Source organism: Sphingomonadaceae bacterium OTU29LAMAA1, assembly GCA_024072375.1.
Classification (GTDB): Bacteria; Pseudomonadota; Alphaproteobacteria; order Sphingomonadales; family Sphingomonadaceae; genus Sphingomonas.
In genome coordinates, this window is record CP099617.1 from 1,199,724 (window position 1) to 1,215,000 (window position 15,277).

The window sequence follows — 15,277 nt, forward strand, 5'->3', positions numbered from 1 at the left end:
GGGCGTCACAATCCTGCCCCGTCTGTACCGCGTGGATGAACTCGATGCCGATCGTGACCCCGCATACCAATCAAGATCGACGCTGGTTCGCCGAGCCTGGCGCAATGCGCTTGCTGCATGTCGGCGAAGAGGGGGAGCCCGTCGTCGTCATCGACGACGCCAGCGGCATTCCCGATGCGCTGGTCGATGCGGCAGCGAACACGCCGTTTACGGAGGCCGCACGCGCAGGCAGCGGCTATCCTGGCCTGCTCGGGCCTGCTCCCGTCGCGTATATCGATGCGATGATCCGCTTCGTGCTGCCGCTGATCGCCGCGCATTTCACCGCTGTTCCGGTCGTTCCCGCCCGCGCCCGTGGCAATTTCTCGCTGGTGACCATCCCACCCGAGGCGCTCAGCCCCGACCAGTGCGTGCCCCATGTCGACACCGTCGACCGGCTACAATTCGCGACCGTGCATTTCCTGTCGCCCGACGATGCGGACGGCACCGGCTTCTTCCGCCATTCGGCCACCGGGTACGAGACGATTGATGCCGATCGCCTGCCCTCCTATCGCGCTGCGCTGGACCGCGAGATGATCGATCATCCGCCGTCCGGTTACCGGACCGGTTCCGACGCGCAGTTCGAGCGGATCGGCGCGGTCGAGGCTCGCTACGACCGGCTCGTGTTATACCGTGCGGCGCTGCTCCATTCGGGTCTGGTGTCGCATTTGCCCGTTACCGCCGCCGATCCGCGCCGCGGACGACTGACCGGCAATTTGTTCCTGCAATGCAAGGCGATGTCATGACCCACGCGAAAGACGACGGCCCGGTTCGCCGCATCGCGATCATCGGCGGTGGCACCGCAGGCTGGATGGCGGCTGCCGCGCTCTCCCGCGTGCTCGGCCCCCATGGACCCGCGATCACGCTCGTCGAATCCGAAGAGATCGGCACCGTCGGCGTCGGCGAGGCGACCATCCCGCCGATTCAGGCATTCAACGGCCTGCTCGGCATCGACGAGGACGACTTCGTCCGCGCGACCGGCGGTACGTTCAAGCTGGGGATCGAATTCGTCGACTGGCGCCACCTCGGCCACCGCTATTTCCATCCGTTCGGCGTCTACGGCGTCGATCCCGGTGCGGTGCCGTTCGAGGCAATGTGGCGGCGCTTGCGCGCGGAGGGCGCGGCCGGTCCACTATCGGACTATTCGATCTGCGCGACGGCGGCGGCGGCGGGGCGGTTCATGCGGCCCCAGCCCGGCAACACGCCGCTTGCGCATATCGGCTATGCCTTCCACTTCGACGCGACGCTCTACGCGCGCTTCCTGCGCACGCGCGCCGAAGCCACGGGCGTCATTCGCCGCGAAGGCCGCGTGGTCGATGTCTCACTCCGTAGCACCGACGGCTTCATCGATGCGGTTACGCTGGCGGATGGCGGCAGGATCGAGGCGGACCTGTTCGTCGACTGTTCGGGTTTCCGTTCGCTGCTGCTCGGCGACGCACTCGGTGCGGACTTTCAGGACTGGTCGTCATGGCTGCCCAACGATCGCGCGGTCGCGGTGCCGAGTGCCGTTACCGGACCGCCGCCGCCCTATACCCGTGCGACCGCACGTGCCGCCGGGTGGCAGTGGCGCATCCCGCTGCAGCATCGCGTCGGCAACGGCTATGTCTTCGCCGCGGATCACGTCTCGGAAGACGAGGCGACCGCGACCTTGCTCGCCAATATCGAGGGGGAAGCGCTCGCCGAACCCCGCACGCTGCGCTTTCGCGCCGGGCGGCGTTCGGCATTGTGGGTGCGCAATTGCGTTGCGCTGGGCCTGTCCGGCGGCTTCCTCGAACCGCTCGAATCGACCAGCATCCACCTGATCCAGACCGGCATCGCCCGGTTGCTCGAGATGCTGCCGACCCGCGCGTTCGAACCGGCCGACACCCGTCGATACAACCGGCTGATGACGACCGAATTCGACAGCATCCGCGATTTCATCATCCTCCACTTCCACGCCACGGGCCGCCGCGACACCGCCTATTGGCGCCATCTCGCCGATATGCCGATCCCCGATACGCTGGCGGAGCGGATCGCGATCTATAACCGCACGGGGCGTGTGTTCCGCGAAACCGACGAGCTGTTCACCAAGACGAGCTGGCTGGCAGTGATGGACGGCCAGGGGCTGCTCGCATCGAGCTATGATCCGATAGGCGCGGCGCTACCCCTGGCCGAGGCACGCGCCGCGCTCGACCGTATCGGTCAAGTCACCGCCGCCGCCGCCCGCCACATGCCGTCACATCAGGATTTCATCGACCGCCATTCCCGTGCCGGGAAGTAGCGTCGATGTTCGGGCGATGACCCTTGTGGCCATCGCCTGATTTGCGTTTCGCAGGCTTTCTTGCGCAGGTTATCGGGAGGGCACGAACGACGACGGGCCCACTGCCTCTCGCTAAGGCCGGCTCACGTTACCGACGCTAATCCATTCGGCGCCGATAGCATCCGAATCTCGTAGACTACCGCATCCTCCTTTTGCGCCGCGACCGTGACCTCCACATTCGGCGACCCCTGCGTTCCGCTGGAAGGGACGATATAATCGACCGAAACCAGGTTACCGGTCGCGTCACCGGCGGGACGCCCCTTACCCAGCGTCTGGCCGTCGACGGTGATGGCCATTTCGCGACCGGCATCCCCGGCGGCCACCAGTAAACGCAATATTGCCGGCCCCGGACGCCGGGCCAATATCATCCGCATCGTTTCCCCGGGGCGAAGCCGCCTTGCCGCGCGGCCGCTCCAGTTGACGATTTCACTATGTGCCGCACTGAAACCGTGATCGCGCTCCGGCTGCATTTCGCCAAGATGCACGACATCCACCGTCCGCCGTGCGAGCGTACGAGCCGCTTCCTGCGCGGCCACGTAATCGGTCCTGGCCCGCGTCCACCCCTCCGGCGTGAACGTCGGGATGTAAACCGCGGCACGACGGTCATATTGCGAAAAGAACGGCCTGAAGATCAGCTTTTCGTCCAGTGCACCGATCGCACGGAACGCGCCGTCGACGTCTGACGGCGTGAGCACCGCCGTGGCGGCGGCAGCGGTGACCAGCGCCGGCCCGACGCCATCATATTGCTCCGCCGCGGCACCCAGATCCGCCGCCAGTACCAGCGGCCCGTGAGTGAATGCCACCACGGACGGATCACCGGGCAGCGGCTCCGCCTTCAATGTCATCGGCAACGTGACGCGCAGGGCGTCGTCAGCTTTCCAGGGCCGGTCGATCACCGCATAGCCGTTGCGCACCTTCGGTGTGATCGCTTCACCGTTGAGGGTTATCACCGGGTTCTGTGCCCATCCGGGCAAACGAACGGCGAGCTCCTGCGATTTCGCGGGCGCCCGGCGGAAGGTGAGGGTCGCGGTGCCACTGGAAGGCATCTTCGTGTCCAGCGTGATGCCCAGCTCACGCTCGGGCCAATCCAGTTCGGACGGAATGAAGAGGTTGACGTAGAGGGTCGCAGCGTCACTCCACCAGATCGAGTCCGCGTGCTTGGCGTGGCTCTCAATACCCGAGCCGACGCAACACCAGAAGCTGTCCTCCGCGCTGGAGAAAACGCGCCGCGCACCCGGTGCCAACGGCATGAAATAGACGAACCGGCCTGTTTCCGGATGCTGATGCGCCATGATGTGGTTCAGTTGAACGCGTTCGTAATAGTCGAACCAGCTCGCATCCGGTTGCCAGCCGTACAGGTAGCGCGTCAGCTTCATCATGTTGTAGCTGTTGCACGCCTCGCATGTGGCCTCGGTGACCCGGGCGGACAGCATGTCGGGCTGTCCGAAGTGCTCGCGTTCCGAATTGCCGCCGATGACGTAGCTGTGATGGTGCGCGACCCGATCGTGAAAGAAACGTGCCGCTGTCGCATGTGCGGGTTTTCCGGTCAGCTCGTGCAGGCGGGCAAGCCCGATGACCTTCGGAATCTGGGTGTTGGCGTGAAGACCGGAAAGCCGGTCCTGCTGCACTGTCAGCGGATCGAGCACCGCCTTGTGACGGATTTTCTCGGCCATACGGAGCCATCGCCGGTCGCCGGTCAGCGCATAGGTTTCCGCATAGGTTTCGTTCAGACCGCCATGCTCGGCCGCCAGTACACGTTGCATCTGCTCGTCGGTCAGCGGTTCGAGGACGCTCGCCAGATACCCTGCGATCCCCAGCATGATCGGCATGGCCCGCGGATTGTTGGCAAGTATGTGGGCATCGAGCAGGCCGGCGTGGACCTTATGCCATGTATAGAGCGGCACCCAACCGCCGTTCAGGTCGAACCCGCCGGAGCGGATATCACCGCGCCGCAACTCATCGAAAACGATCTTGCCGTCCACGACCTTGCCGTCGCGCTCGACGGTGGTGCCGCCGCAATAGCCATCGCCGTGCGTGGTCTGGATTCGCGCCATCTCCGCCAGCGCATGATCGAGCCGCGCAGACAGCTGCCGGTCGCCGGTGTTGGCGATGACGAGTGCGCATGCCGACAGCCAGTGACCCATCATGTGGCCTGCGATCCCCATCGCCTCCCAGCCGCCATACACCGGCTTGGGCGCGGGCAGCCCGGCGGAGACGTAGAAGTTATGCAACAGGCGTTCGGGATCGAGTTCGAGCAAGTAGCGACGATTGGCCTCGAACGCGTCGGCGAAAAGGGACGGTTTCAACCGGACGAAGCGTGCCGGCACCGGCTTCACGCTCTGGCGGACCTGCCCGGCAAACGCCGCGCCGCCGATCGGCATGATGGCGACCGCGCTGACGCCGGCTAGCAGGAAACGACGGGATACGAGCATGAAGATGTCTCCTGGACAATTCGATGACACGGCGTGCGACCGTGACGGGTAACAGCAGCCGTCACGACCGTCCGGCCCGTTAGAACCGGAAGCGAACACCGGCCGACAAAAGGCTCGCCTCCCACCGCACGTCACGCGGGTAACGCGAGTCCTTGACGTAGCTATGATAGAGCGTGCGCAACAGGTTGGTGGCGTCCACCGTCAGCGTGATGTTATCGTTGAGGTTGTAGCTCGCGGAAAGATCAAGCCTGTCTGCCTTGTCCGAATAGAGGTAGTGAACACGCCGGGGTCGCCGAAGGTGTCGACGTTGGCGTCACGGTAATTGTACGCCACGCGGATGCTCATCGGCGCGAGCTCGTAAAGGCCGATCATGTCGAAACTGTACTTCGACACTCCGGGCAGCGTATTGCGGCACGTTGGAAGATTGGTGGCGGCGGGGACGATCTTCTCGCCGTCAATTCCGGAACATTGGCTTCGCCAACCCCCTGTCATTCCAGGTATTCGGATTCCATTGTCTGGTTACCTTCAAGCGGATGCACCCGAAAGTACGCCTGACGCCAATCCGCAAGGCAATGCTGCTTTCACGATATTAATTCCTCCCCACCCGTCAGTTTTGTAAGCCACGGGCAGACATCATGATACAATGTCAGACTAAAATATATCAAGCCAATAGTTTAAGCGTCACAGTTCTAAATTTACAGCTTATTAACAGTGGGATAGATCATTTTATAACTCGTTTCATTTCCTTGAATACGCAGTTTTTCAGTTGGTTCATCGGCGATAGTTCGCCGCGGTAGTGAATCGTTCTTGTCCGACAACAGGATATTGTTGGAGCCAGGAATTGCGCTCGACCGCAGGGCCAGAAGTCTTTGCCCACGGGGCGCCGCCTCAGGGGCTCGGCGAGGCGATCATCTCGGGTGAGTATATTCCGGGAAAATACTGCCGACGGATTTGACGGCGTCAGAGAGGATGGGCGTCTATCGGGAAGCTGTGCAGGCCCTGATCGCCAAGGGCCTTGTCGAGAGCCGGACGAAGACGGGTGCCCGCGTACTGCCACGACATAGATGGAACATGCTCGACCCGGACGTGCTGGAGTGGGCCTTCGCGGATACGCCCGATATGCAACTGCTGCGCAGCCTCTTCGACCTTCGGTCCGCTATCGAACCTTATGCCGCCCGGCTGGCGGCGAAGCGACGGGATGACGACGATCTGCGGACGATACACGACGCGCTGGAAATGATGGCTGACGAGACATTGGCGACCAGAGCCGGACAGGCGGCCGACCGGGCCTTTCACGCTGCCATCATCTTCGCCACCCGGAATGACGCGCCAACCTCGCTAAGCTCAGGCATCACCGCGGGAGTGGAATGGACGACCCGACTGAGACAGCGTGACCGCGCCCTGCCGCGCGACCCCATTCCCGATCATCGTCGTGTCTATGACGCGATCCACGCTGGCGACCCCGATGAAGCGGCGGCGGCAATGAGTTCGCTGGTCACCCTGGCGCTCGACGATACCTGGTTCGGATTGGGCGAGGCGCTCGTGTAATTCGCCGCGTCGTACAACCTCCGGTGTCGTGCCCGTCCGTGTGCGGAAGGCGTGCAGGCAAGAATGGGCACACCGAAGCCGAGAAAAAGCGGTTCAGTCGGAGCAGCATCGCCCGTTCATGGATTGCCGGGCAAGCGCCTCACACGTCGCGTTCAACGGTGCCGGCAGTCCGTGCTCTCCGCTTCGATGCGCCGCCGGAACGTGCGCGTGCCGGCGCCCAGTGTCCGGCGGTCGCATCCATGTTGACCACGCCGCCACGCAGGGTCTCCGGCAACGCAGGCTGAAGCAGGTCTACGGGGCGCACTCGGCATCGCCGAGTTGCAGCGCCTGAAGCTGCTTGCGGAAGAGGACCGCCAGCTCAGACAGCTGGTCGCTGACCTGTGCCCGATACCCGCGTCCTGTCCACTGGCAAACGAAGACAGGAGCGCGGCGGAACCGAGCAAGATCGGGGAACCTGACGATGATATCTCCGTCGATCAGAACTGGTGGCGCATGCCGAGGACGACATTGCGGCCACGCAGCGGCGACTGATTCTTGACGAATGACGTGTGTGCAAACGCGAGCTGGTTGGTCAGGTTGGCCCCGCGGAGATAGAACTCCACGCTTCTGCCCAATCCCGTATCGAAACGGTAGGCAAACGTAGCGTTGAGATTGTCGTATCCTGCGGTCCGCGTTTCGTACGAGGCGAAGCGGTTCTGTGCGAACGTCCGGCTATAATCGACATCGGCCGTAATCGGACCTTCGGTTAGTGCATAGCGCACACCCAGGCGTCCGGGTGGAAGACGCGGAAGGTTGTCGTTCGTGCTTTTCAGATCGGCGTCGACATAATCGCCATACACCGTCACTTGTGATCGTGCATCCAGCCGGTAGCTGATCTGTCCGTCGACGCCCAGAAAACGCACATCCGCCGGCGTGTACGCCAGCAGGATCGCTCCGGGTTCCGAACTCAGGAACCGCGCAAAGATGTAGTTGTCGATATTCTTGTAGTACAGGCCAACGTCAAACTCGATCGTTCCGCCCTTCTTGCCAAAATTCGCGTCGATCGACTTTGCAGTTTCGAGGATGTTTGAAACAGGTCGCGGAAGGTCCCTGAGGAATTCCGTTCGCGCGAGCCCGATCTCATAGCTGCTCGTCGCCAGATTGTTATTCCTCGCATAGAGCTCACGCACGCCGGGAGCGCGTTGTGATCGACCAAGCGATACTCCAGCGAAAAATCCATCCGACATATTGGCTGTCACACTGAGCGACATTGAAAACGGCGACACGTCGGATTCAGGAAAATTTAATTCAAAAGATCTGGCAAATACCGCTTTCGCCTTAGTCAACTCTTCAGGCGTGAGTTTTGCTATGAAGGAAGCGGGCAGCAGTTCCTCATACGGCCTGTGTACGACATTGATCGTTCTCCAGTCCTTCCGCGCGGCAATCGCAAAATCCACGACGCCTATCGACCTTCGCTCCGTCAGGAATACGCCGAGGTCGTCAGTTCTGAATTTCTCCTGATTGTCGCGGATGTTGGGGCGGCTGCTACCAATGCCGCCGAACAATCCGCTGGTGTACTGGACGCCTAGCGTACCGGTAAAGCCCAGCACGGGTTGATGCGTCGCCTCCACGCGCCCGTCATAAACCTTGTTCGTGTAGATCGCGAAAACGAGCCGCCCGTCGAGTTCGCGATGTGCATAGTCGGTGTAGGAAAAGCGCATGCGAAGATGATCCAGCCCGGGAACGAGGCTGTCATAGTCGCCGCGAATGTCGACGCGATCGCTGCGCAGGTCGATGGTGGCCGGTAGCGTATCGTCGAGCCCCCTGAACGGATGAGTGATCGAGCCGTGGATCGCGCAATGGAGCCTGATGGCGTGGGTGTGGCACGCCCCGTTGGCATGGCTATGTCCCGGCAGGCCATAACTGTTCGTCTGGCGCGTATAGGCCGCTCCCAGATACCCCTTTGACGTGATCCACGAGGCCCCGGCACTGTAGCTTGCACTGTCCGCAAAGGAATCGCGGAGCTTGTCGCTGCCGTAGGCGTCGGGAACGTCATAGTCCTCGCTGGATCTGCTCGAACCCTCGACATGCACGGCGAACGCGCCGATGCCTGCGGTGACCCGGCCCACGACGGTCTTCTCCTGATCCCCGGTGCCGTGACGGACCTCGGTTGCGCCGCTCAGGCCGCCGGCGGGGATCGACTTTGGCACCTTGCCGTCGATGAGATTGATCGCGCCATTCATCGCGTTACCGCCGTAGCGGACGGCGGCCGGGCCGCGCTGTATCTCGATCGCGTCGAGCAGCAGTGGATCAGTAGCGATTGCGTGATCGGGCGATACGGATGCAGCATCGAAGACGTTCGCGCCATCGCTCAGAATTTCGATCCGGGGCAGCGTCTGACCGCGAATGACCGGACGCGACGCTCCCCCGCCAAAATTGTCGAGGTGAATGCCGGGTAGTCCCGCCAGCGTTTCGCCAAGTCCGCCCCGGCGGCGGTGCGCGAGTTCGTCGCCTGCCAGCACGGTGATCGGAAGCGCCACCTGCCCATCGTCGGCGAGCGAGCGCCCGGTCACGACGATGTCGCCGGCGCGGGGCGTTACCGCCTTTCCATCCGCTGCTATCGATGGCCCCTGTGCCACCAGCGACGACCACGGAAGGATGCATGTTCCGGCGAAAAGTACCGCTCGCACATACCTGATATTCGATACGTTCATTGTTGATGCCCCGCATTTAACGGACCATCTCGTAATGTGATAACATAACATATGTCAATTGTGTCAGGCGCTGCTTGACTGACATACCTCCCGAAACCGCCGGACAGCTTTCCACTAAAATCTCGCCGCACGTACGGCGGCAACTGCCGGGTTGGTTCTCTCGTGAGGGGCAGCGATGGGTGGTCGCCCGTGATCGAGCGCTCGCTTCGAGCGCCCGATCACCATGCGACCGAAGCCGTGGAACATCGCCGTCGTGACCACGAGCCCGGTCGACAGCGCCGGTCCGATCGGCAGAGACAATGCGCCTAGAACCGACGTGGCTGGTCGTGACCAATCGTGTCGCAACGTCCGCGGAAGCCGTAGTTGGACGAGCCCTGCACGGTTATCCGCCCACTGCGGCGATCGATGACGATCCTCGGCTTATTCAGTCCATTCAGCCGATAGGTCGCGCGTATCTCATCAGGGCCGACCGAGACGTTCGATAGGTCCCACCACCCATTGTTCCCCCGCGAATTGATCGGCGGGATCAGCGACTTTGGCAGTCTGATCCGGCCGCCGCCATCCCAGGTCTGCACCATCAGCGAGGCATCGAACCTCTCAGGCCGAGATTCCGTGTAGCTGCCATACTCGTAGCGATCTCGCCTCGCATTCCAGGCCCACGTCGTGTCGGTTGCGACGCCGTCGTGCGTTCCGTCTCCGAAGCAGACCAAGCCGAGGCCGACAGGTCTGCCGCCAACGACTATTCCCGGACCACTGGGGAGCGTGGAAGGACGTTCACCCTCAGGTTGGTATGGCGGACGTGGATAGCTTGGTTCGGGCACATAGCCTGGCCGAGGCCGGACGCCGGCATCGGGGCGCGGCCGCATGCTTGCGGGCTGACGGCAGTCGGGCGCGGTGGTGGGCGTGATCGAATCAAAGCGCCCGTTCATCGTTGCGATCGTCACGCACTGGCGACGCGCTGCGTTCCACCAGTTGGTGTAGCTGCGATCGTCACTCTTCGAACCACCGGTGTTGACGTAGCCGCGGCGCTGCAGTTCACCCTCGGACTGGCCCGCGCGGGCACCTACCATGTCGTCCAGCCCCGTCGATTGCGCGCCGGCGCTCGTTGGCAAGGTAGTCGATAATAGAAGCGTGACGACGATGGCCATCGCACTTGCCACATTGCGCATCGTCATTCTCCCAGGTCGTCGACGGTAACTCAGGACATCATAGACGCTTACGGCTGTAGAACGGCCGCGTCCATGACGGTAAGCGGCTCGCCTGCGCTGGTACCGACCGGCGATTGCGTGATCAGGATCGTCGTACCTGGCCATAGAGCCCGCTCGCCGCCGTCACCAACGGCGCCGCCATCCGCGCCGAAGGCGGCATCGTACCGACGATCGTTTGACGGCAGACCTCGGGCGGTTCGGCGTCAGGCGACGGTGACGGGATCGACGACGACGGCGGTCCGCTCGGCAAGGTCGGCGATGAGCGAAGCGTAATGCTGGAAATGCGGACTTTCGCGGTGCGCGGCGACCGCATCGGCATTGCGATACAATTCGTCGAGCACGAAGCGGTCGGCATCCGCCCGGTCCTGCCAGAGGTCGTAACGCAGATTGCCGGCCTCGGCGCGGCTCGGCGCGATCATGCCATCCAGCAGTGCGCGCAGCGCCGTGGCTTTACCGGGATGGGCGGAGAGGATCGCGATGATCTTGACGTTGGCAGGCATGGCAATGGTCCTCGAACCGGGGGAAGATGCGGCAGAGCGCGGTAGCAGCGCTCCGCCGGTCATGCGCGTGCTCACGCGGTCGCGAGCGAACGATCGAGGGCGTCGATCAGCGCCGCGGCAAGCTGATGGTCGGATGCAGGATTCTGGCCGGTGATCAACTCGCGATCGACGACGACGTTAGGGGCGAAGTCAGTGGCGGTGGCGGACACCTCGCCACCCGCGAGCCGCAGCGCTGCCGGCATGTCGAACTCAAGCGTCCCCTTAAGCAGATGCTCCTCGGCGACGCGTTCCTCGCTCGCGGAGAACACCGTCATGCGATAGCCGGCGTAGATCCAGCCGCGGCCCAGCGCCGTCGCTCCGGCCGTGTCGCCCGCCACCAGCGCGGCCCGGTATGCCGCCGCCTCGGGCAGCGCCGCCAGCACGGCGACCGGGCCGTGACACAGCAGGGCGGTCGGCTTCGCGACCTGATGAAAGTGGCGCAGGATCGTGCCGGCATCGGTGTCCTGCATCAGGTCGACGACCGGCGCATGGCCACCCGGCACGAACACGCCCGCGAACCGGTCGAGCCCGCGCTCGATCACCGCGCGCAGGGTCTGCACGTCGTTCATCGCCGCATCGTCGGCGAAGAAGCGGCGGGCGCGATCGTACGCGGATCGGTCGCCACCGAAGTGGCTGGCATCGTCGGACACCGCGTCGATGTGCGGCTTGGTGCCGTCGGGCGTGGCGAGCACGACATCGTAGCCGGCATCGATCAGCGCCATCGCGGGCACCGTCGTCTCGTTGAGATACTGGCCGATCGTCGCGCTGCCGCCGCCGCGTAGAGTGATCTGCGTCGCGTTGGACCCGAGGATGAGGATTGTCGCCTTGGTCATGGAAGCCTTCCGTTGCCATGCGCCGCAGTCGCTGCGGCAGGAGCAAGATGGCGGCTGACGACATATTCCAGAAGTTTATTATCTTGATCTTGGATATATCGTCGTCAGTATGACTGGATGCGCTACGACCTCAACCTCCTGCCGGTCTTCGTCGCCCTGATGGAGAAGCGCAGCGTCACGCGCGCGGCAGAACGCCTGGGGATGACGCAGCCGGCGTTGTCGAATGCGCTCGCGCGATTGCGCCTGATGCTCGGCGACCAGCTGTTCATCCGCGAACGCTATGGCATCCTGCCGACGCCCGTCGCCCTGGCACTCGCGCCGACGATCGCCGAGGCGCTGTCGCAGCTCGACGATGCGGTGCTGGGCCAGCAGGCGTTCGATCCCGCCACTGCCGAGCGGCTGCTGACCATCGCCCCCAACGGCTATGTCGAATTCGTGCTGGTGCCGGCGATCGTCGGCCGGCTGCAACAGGTCGCGCCCGGCATCCGGCTGCGCCTGACGCCCTATGGCAACGACCTCGGCGAAACCGGCGTCGTCTCCGGCACCACCGCGCTCGTCCTTGGCCGGATCATCGATCCGCCGGACAACCTCGTCGTCCAGCATGTGATGGACGAAGGCCTGGCTTGCGTTGTCCGCGCCGATCACCCGACCGTCGGCGACACGATCACGCGCGAGCAGTTCGAGACGCTGAAGCACGTCAACATCGTGCCGCCCGGCCGCATGCGCGCCGGCCTGTTCCAGGCGCTCGCGCAGCAAGAGTTGAAGCGCGACGTCGCGATCTCGGTCACCAACTTCTTTGCCGTGGCGGAGATGATTGCGGTGACGGATTACTGCGCGACGCTGCCCGATCTCATCTGCCGCCGCCTCCGCCACGACCCGCGTCTGAAGGTTCTCGCTGCGCCGGTCGATCTAGGCACTTTTCCGGTCGAGATGGCCTGGCACGTTCGCTACCGCCACGATCCGGCACATCGTTGGCTGAGAGAGCTGATCGGCGAAGTCGCAGTCGAGCTCTCACGCGAGCATGGACGGCAATAATGTCGAATGGCTTGGTGCTCGAGAGCTGCTTCTGAACGCTCACCGGCTTGAGGCCGTTTCTGTTGGGATCGCGGCCTGTGCGGCCCTCCGCGTCGAACTGCATCGTCGGGATCGGTCGCTCGACGATCACCGACCGTCTTGTCGAGGATGCTCCGGTCGCGGCCATGCCAGGCACGCGGCGCGTGCTCGAGGGTGGTGACGACGGCACACGCGTGTCGAGCACCGGTCCCTGCCCTGCCCGATTGCGCCACCTTTGCCCTGTCGCGCGACGGCAAGAATGACGGCAGGGCCATGGGGTAGTCCGGCAGTGGTGCCGGGCGGTCCTTCTAGAAGGTACTCCCGAGAGCAAACCGACGTTTTTGGTCTTCCGGGGATTTGGATGGGACGACGGGAGGCGCCCTGAACCGGCGTCAAGGCACAAAAAAACCGCCTCGGGGGATCCTGAGGCGGTGTGGTTGTTTGTGTGTTGGTTGCGGGGACAGGATTTGAACCTGTGACCTTCAGGTTATGAGCCTGACGAGCTACCGGGCTGCTCCACCCCGCGACGTGGTGCATCGAAGTGGTACTTCGATGCGGGTAACGGTCGTTTTAGACGGCAACGCCCCCGCGTGTATGCGGGGGTGTTGGTGTCTGGTTGGACCAGATGACATGTGGATGGGTTCCAAGCTTTGTATGTTTGTATCCGCCGGCTTCAATGCCTGGCGACGACCTACTCTTCCATCGCTTGAGCGATAGTACCATTGGCGCAGTCGGGTTTCACGGCCGAGTTCGGGATGGGATCGGGTGGGACACCGACGCTATAGCCACCAGGCAATGGAGCGGGCGGATACGACATGCACATCAAAGTGATATTTTGATGTGGTTTGGGCTTTATCCATCACAGCTTGCACTGTGATGGGTTCTAAAATCGATGCACCTTTGTGTGAAAATCACGAGGTTTTATATTCTGGCGTCGAGCATGTTCATCCACGCCGTCGCTGACGCTGGGTTGGACCCAGTGTTGTCATTGATGGTGTGAGACTCTCAAGCGCGAATAGGACAATTAGTATCGGTTAGCTCCATGCGTTACCGCACTTCCACATCCGATCTATCAAGGTCGTGGTCTCCGACCGTCCTATGAAATCTTATCTCGAGGGAGGCTTCCCGCTTAGATGCTTTCAGCGGTTATCCCGTCCGTACATAGCTACCCTGCTGCGCCGTTGGCACGACGACAGGTACACCAGAGGTACGTTCAACCCGGTCCTCTCGTACTAGGGTCAACTCCTCTCAAATTTCGACGCCCACGGCAGATAGGGACCAAACTGTCTCGCGACGTTCTGAACCCAGCTCACGTACCACTTTAATTGGCGAACAGCCAAACCCTTGGGACCTGCTCCAGCCCCAGGATGTGATGAGCCGACATCGAGGTGCCAAACAACCCCGTCGATATGAGCTCTTGGGGGTTATCAGCCTGTTATCCCCGGCGTACCTTTTATCCGTTGAGCGATGGCCCTTCCACGAGGGACCACCGGATCACTATGACCGACTTTCGTCTCTGCTCGACTTGTCAGTCTCGCAGTCAGGCGGGCTTATGCCATTGCACTCTAACAGCCGGTTTCCAACCGGCCTGAGCCCACCATCGCGCGCCTCCGTTACTCTTTAGGAGGCGACCGCCCCAGTCAAACTACCCGCCACAGAGGGTCCCTGTTCCGGCTTACGGAACGAGGTTAGACATCAGAAAACAACAGGGTGGTATTTCACCTATGGCTCCACGACAGCTGGCGCCGTCGCTTCAAAGCCTCCCACCTATGCTACACAGTTCTTTCCTAATGCCACTCTGAAGCTGCAGTAAAGGTGCACGGGGTCTTTCCGTCTAACCGCGGGTACTCCGCATCTTCACGGAGAATTCAATTTCGCTGAGCATGTCCTGGAGACAGTGGGGAAGTCGTTACGCCATTCGTGCAGGTCGGAACTTACCCGACAAGGAATTTCGCTACCTTAGGACCGTTATAGTTACGGCCGCCGTTTACCTGGGCTTCATTTCAGAGCTTGCACCCCTCCACTTAACCTTCAGGCACCGGGCAGGCGTCAGGCCCTATACGTCGTCTTGAAGCCGACTTAGCAGAGCCCTGTGTTTTTGCTAAACAGTCGCTACCCCCTGGCCTGTGCCCCCTCATAACGCTTGCGCGCTGTGAGGGCCTCCTTCTTCCGAAGGTACGGAGGCAATTTGCCGAGTTCCTTCAGGACACTTCTCTCAAGCGCCTTGGTATACTCTACCTGACCACCTGTGTCGGTTTCGGGTACGGTCTATACGGTGGGGCTATTTCCTGGAACAGTTTCGAAGCACGGCCAATCCGATAAGGCCGTACAACACACACCATCCGTCACACACCACCAGGCCCACGAATATTAACGTGGTTCCCATCGACTACCCCCTTCGGGCTCGTCTTAGGGGCCGGCTCACCCTGCGCGGATTAGCCTTGCGCAGGAACCCTTGGTCTTTCGGCGAGAGGGCATCTCACCCTCTTTATCGCTACTCATGTCTGCATTCGCACTTCCGATACCTCCACGACCCATTACCAGATCGCTTCACAGGCTTACGGAACGCTCCGCTACCGCGTACCCTTAAAAGGGCACACCCTAAGCTTCGGTGCATCACTTTAGCCCCGTTACAT

8 protein-coding genes, 1 tRNA gene, 2 rRNA genes and 1 pseudogene (1 of these 12 running past the window's edge) are annotated in these 15,277 nt (G+C 62.4%); 4 read left to right on the forward strand and 8 right to left on the reverse strand.

Annotation, left to right across the window (positions count from 1 at the left end; all coding sequences use genetic code 11):
* Positions 1 to 44: 44 nt before the first annotated feature.
* Together NF699_06045 and NF699_06050 are read left to right on the forward strand one after the other, a co-directional pair.
* Positions 45 to 782: a DUF6445 family protein gene (locus tag NF699_06045; GenBank protein USU06230.1), complete on the forward strand. Its 738-nt coding sequence runs from the start codon at positions 45 to 47 to the stop codon at positions 780 to 782.
* A complete protein-coding gene (locus NF699_06050; protein ID USU06231.1) occupies positions 779 to 2,296 on the forward strand; it encodes a tryptophan 7-halogenase in 1,518 nt (505 codons plus the stop codon). The genes NF699_06045 and NF699_06050 overlap by 4 nt, the downstream gene beginning before the upstream one ends.
* Positions 2,297 to 2,418: 122 nt before the next feature.
* Here the strand turns inward: NF699_06050 and NF699_06055 are convergent, their stop codons facing one another.
* A complete protein-coding gene (locus NF699_06055; protein ID USU06232.1) occupies positions 2,419 to 4,767 on the reverse strand; it encodes a glycoside hydrolase family 127 protein in 2,349 nt (782 codons plus the stop codon).
* A gap of 841 nt (positions 4,768 to 5,608) precedes the next feature.
* On the opposite strand from NF699_06055, the pseudogene NF699_06060 reads away from it, so the two are divergent.
* A pseudogene (locus tag NF699_06060) lies at positions 5,609 to 6,315 on the forward strand (FadR family transcriptional regulator).
* A 476-nt stretch (positions 6,316 to 6,791) separates the two neighbouring features.
* On the opposite strand, the gene NF699_06065 reads toward NF699_06060, so the two are convergent.
* The 4 genes from NF699_06065 to NF699_06080 form a co-directional block, all read right to left on the reverse strand.
* Positions 6,792 to 9,008: a TonB-dependent receptor gene (locus NF699_06065; protein USU06233.1), complete on the reverse strand. Its 2,217-nt coding sequence runs from the start codon at positions 9,006 to 9,008 to the stop codon at positions 6,792 to 6,794.
* Between the two features lie 305 nt (positions 9,009 to 9,313).
* Positions 9,314 to 10,183, reverse strand: coding sequence for a hypothetical protein (locus NF699_06070; GenBank protein USU06234.1), 870 nt, complete (start codon positions 10,181 to 10,183; stop codon positions 9,314 to 9,316).
* A gap of 236 nt (positions 10,184 to 10,419) precedes the next feature.
* Positions 10,420 to 10,716, reverse strand: a complete 297-nt coding sequence (locus NF699_06075; protein ID USU06235.1) for an antibiotic biosynthesis monooxygenase — start codon at positions 10,714 to 10,716, stop codon at positions 10,420 to 10,422.
* 71 nt (positions 10,717 to 10,787) lie between these two features.
* Positions 10,788 to 11,588, reverse strand: a complete 801-nt coding sequence (locus tag NF699_06080; GenBank protein USU06236.1) for a type 1 glutamine amidotransferase domain-containing protein — start codon at positions 11,586 to 11,588, stop codon at positions 10,788 to 10,790.
* 117 nt (positions 11,589 to 11,705) lie between these two features.
* On the opposite strand from NF699_06080, the gene NF699_06085 reads away from it, so the two are divergent.
* A complete protein-coding gene (locus NF699_06085; protein USU06237.1) occupies positions 11,706 to 12,623 on the forward strand; it encodes a LysR family transcriptional regulator in 918 nt (305 codons plus the stop codon).
* A 467-nt stretch (positions 12,624 to 13,090) separates the two neighbouring features.
* Here NF699_06085 and NF699_06090 read toward each other — a convergent pair.
* The 3 genes from NF699_06090 to NF699_06100 form a co-directional block, all read right to left on the reverse strand.
* Positions 13,091 to 13,167 (reverse strand) — tRNA-Met (locus NF699_06090).
* A 152-nt stretch (positions 13,168 to 13,319) separates the two neighbouring features.
* Positions 13,320 to 13,434: ribosomal RNA gene (rrf, locus tag NF699_06095) — 5S ribosomal RNA — on the reverse strand.
* A 211-nt stretch (positions 13,435 to 13,645) separates the two neighbouring features.
* Positions 13,646 to 15,277: ribosomal RNA gene (locus NF699_06100) — 23S ribosomal RNA — on the reverse strand (it continues 1,167 nt past the right edge of the window).

Excerpts from the sequence above, each read along its gene's own strand:
- NF699_06045 (USU06230.1), top strand. The coding sequence starts at position 45 with ATGCCGATCGTGACCCCGCATACCAATCAAGATCGACGCTGGTTCGCC.
- NF699_06050 (USU06231.1), top strand. The coding sequence starts at position 779 with ATGACCCACGCGAAAGACGACGGCCCGGTTCGCCGCATCGCGATCATC.
- NF699_06055 (USU06232.1), bottom strand. The coding sequence starts at position 4,767 with ATGCTCGTATCCCGTCGTTTCCTGCTAGCCGGCGTCAGCGCGGTCGCC.
- NF699_06065 (USU06233.1), bottom strand. The coding sequence starts at position 9,008 with ATGAACGTATCGAATATCAGGTATGTGCGAGCGGTACTTTTCGCCGGA.
- NF699_06070 (USU06234.1), bottom strand. The coding sequence starts at position 10,183 with ATGACGATGCGCAATGTGGCAAGTGCGATGGCCATCGTCGTCACGCTT.
- NF699_06075 (USU06235.1), bottom strand. The coding sequence starts at position 10,716 with ATGCCTGCCAACGTCAAGATCATCGCGATCCTCTCCGCCCATCCCGGT.
- NF699_06080 (USU06236.1), bottom strand. The coding sequence starts at position 11,588 with ATGACCAAGGCGACAATCCTCATCCTCGGGTCCAACGCGACGCAGATC.
- NF699_06085 (USU06237.1), top strand. The coding sequence starts at position 11,706 with ATGCGCTACGACCTCAACCTCCTGCCGGTCTTCGTCGCCCTGATGGAG.